Source organism: Pseudomonas sp. P5_B2 (assembly GCF_056400445.1).
The window spans coordinates 1-2,760 of record NZ_JBFULH010000544.1 but is presented as its reverse complement, the minus strand read 5'-3'; the positions used below and the strand labels follow the sequence as shown (position 1 = coordinate 2,760).

The window sequence follows — 2,760 nt, the reverse complement described above, 5'->3', positions numbered from 1 at the left end:
AGCTCGATCCGCAGGATGAAGAGAGTCCAGCCTACTGGGGCAATGTGCTGGAGCCCATCGTCGCCTGGCATTACAGCAAGCGTAGCGGTAACCGAGTACGACGTATCAATGCAGTGCTGCAGCATCCGGATCCTAAACTGCCCTGGATGCTGGCCAACATCGACCGAGAGGTGATCGGTGCAGACGATGTACAAATCCTTGAATGCAAAACAGCCGGCATCAACGGCGCTCGCCTCTGGAAAGAAGGCGTGCCTGAGTATGTGCAGTTACAGGTCATGCACCAGTTGGCAGTGACCGGCAAGCAGGCGGCGGATGTGGTGGTACTGCTGGGTGGCCAACACCTGGAGATCCACCGCATCGAACGAGACGAGTCGATGATTGCTCGGCTGATCGACCTGGAGCGGCTGTTCTGGGATTACGTGGTCAGTGATACCCCGCCACCGGCCGATGGTACGGACTCAGCGGAAGCCGCACTACGCTGCCTCTACCCCGAGGACAACGGTCAGACCCTGGACTTCAGCCAGCACCCGGAGCTGGCCAGCACCTACCTGGAGCTCAAGGCTGTTCGCCAGAGCATTGGTCAGCAAGAGACGCGTGAGGCGCAGCTCAAACAAGTCTTGCAGCAGGCCATGGGCGTCGCCACCCGCGCGGAGTTTACCGAGGGCTACATCAGCTGGAAGAAGTCCAAGGACAGCACCATGCTCGATGTCGAACAGATGCTCAAGGATAAACCCTACCTGCAGGCCCGATACCCCAAGATCAAAACAGGCAGTCGTCGTTTCCTGATCGCCTGACTCTACCCACCGTACATAAGCCACCCGGACCGATCACGTCCCGGTGGCTTTTTTATTTCCAGATCAAGGATAACCGCCATGCTCAAAGGTTTAGCCATTACCCCTCCTGTACTCGGGCGTATTTCCATCGGCAAGGTCGTCGAGAAAAACGGCAAACGTCTGCCGGAGAAAGATGATCAGTTCACTATTACTTCGCAGGTACAGAGCCGCGACGGCTGGCTGCTGCACCCGCTCAATGAGGAACTGCGCAATGGCCAGGACGGCAAGCTGCGCAGCATTCCGATCCGTTTGTTGTTCAACGAGCCGGACCTCAACTTTCGGGCTGACTACAGTCTGTTCGACCGTAACACCGGCCGGCCGGTGTGCGTCGGCAATRGTGAGACCTGCAAGCGTTTGACCAAGGACGGCATCCAGTCGTTGCCCTGCCCTTCACCGGATGGCTGCTCACTGGCCCAAGGCAATGCCTGCAAGCCTTACGGCCGGCTGAACGTGGTAATTGGTGACGATGATCAGCTAGGCAGTTTTGTCTTCCGTACCACCGGTTTTAACAGCATTCGCACTCTGGCGGCACGCCTGCAGTATTTCCAGGCCATCTCCGGCAACCGCCTGGCCTGCCTGCCACTGGAGCTACGCCTGCGCGGTAAGTCCACCCGCCAAAGCCATGGCACGCCAATCTTCTACGTGGATATCACCGTGCGCAGTGGCTTGAGCATGGAAGACGCCTTGCTGGAAGCCAGGCAGCTTGACGAAACCCGACAAGTCTCTTGCTTTGACCAGACCGCCTTGGATCGCGCGGCACGACAGGGCTTTAACAACGGCGCCTTTGAAGACAATGAGGAGGACACCGGCGCCATCGTCGAGGAGTTTTTCCCCGCAGCTGAAGATCAGCCGGGCAAGGAAGAAGCAGCACCCAAAACAGCGGCCCCAGCCAAAACCTCCCTGGCACAAAAGCTGGAATCTAAATCTTTCCAAAGCGGCAGTGACCACTCCGCTCGCGCCCACTAATCAAACTTCCAACATGACCAAGGTCTTCCAGTTCAGGAGAGTCCCCATGAAATATCCCAAACTCAGAGCCGGTGAAGAGACCGGAACTTATGTCATGGAATCACCGGTCACCGAAGCCGACATCCTGCAGATGGCTCAACAACTCGCGATGTATCGTCTGTCTAAAGGACGGGCGTTGAATGAGCGTCGACTCGTCTTCAGTCACCTAAAAACCCTGCTGCAATTCCATGATTACGAAGTCTTTGCTTTGCTACTGCTCGATACAGAGCACCGGGTTATCGGCTTCAAAGAGCTATTCAGGGGCGCACTGGAAGTTGCCTGCGTATCACCTCGGGAGGCGGTCAAGATATCCTTGGAGCATAACGCAGCGGCCGTGATCCTAGTGCACAACCGTCCGTCTAGCCATTCCGAGCCCAGCCGCGCCGATTGCGCACTGACCACGATCCTCAAGAATGCTCTCAACATGATTGGCGCCCAGACATTGGATCATGTAGTGGTGGGCCGTGAAGGCTGCATATCACTTGCCGACCAAGGTTGCCATTAAACGAAGGGCTTAATCCTGTGCGACTGACTACCCTTGGCTAAGGCTGGGGTGGTCATTGGCACATGGGGCCAGCAGTTCATGAATCTTTTTTTGTGTTAACTGCGCTGCAATGAGGTGAAATGGAACAAATACTTCCAAAGGATATGTCCGCTGCATTTCAGTTACCTGTAGGTGATGTCAAACGCTTGATCGCTGCCATAAAAGCCGTGCTATTACCTGAATTTCAGCGAACTGGAAGGAAGGCTTCGGTCCTTCGCAGGACGAGTCATCTTCTTGAGTCAACAATCAATTTTTTGTGGGATGGCAGTCTTGGTTTCGGTTGCAGTGGGGACCGACGCCGCCTCCCCCCAACAGCGTCAGTAACTATCTCTTCATTGTTTTGATAGGCTTCGCAGCTGAATCTGTGCTGTTCACCGC

The 2,760-nt window shown here is 55.8% G+C and carries 3 protein-coding genes; all 3 read left to right on the top strand.

Annotated features, from left to right (window positions below; genetic code table 11):
- Positions 1-794, top strand: a 794-nt coding sequence (locus AC1DRJ_RS23690; protein ID WP_477804289.1) for a YqaJ viral recombinase family nuclease, incomplete at its 5' end; no start/stop codon positions are given.
- A 78-nt stretch (positions 795-872) separates the two neighbouring features.
- Positions 873-1,799, top strand: coding sequence for a recombination directionality factor (locus AC1DRJ_RS23685; protein WP_477804288.1), 927 nt, complete (start codon positions 873-875; stop codon positions 1,797-1,799).
- Positions 1,800-1,845: 46 nt separating this feature from the next.
- On the top strand, positions 1,846-2,343 hold the full coding sequence (locus AC1DRJ_RS23680; RefSeq protein ID WP_477804287.1) for a JAB domain-containing protein: 498 nt from the start codon (positions 1,846-1,848) through the stop codon (positions 2,341-2,343).
- Positions 2,344-2,760: the final 417 nt, after the last annotated feature.

Coding starts and splice junctions, on each gene's coding strand:
- AC1DRJ_RS23680 (WP_477804287.1), top strand. CDS start 1,846: ATGAAATATCCCAAACTCAGAGCCGGTGAAGAGACCGGAACTTATGTC.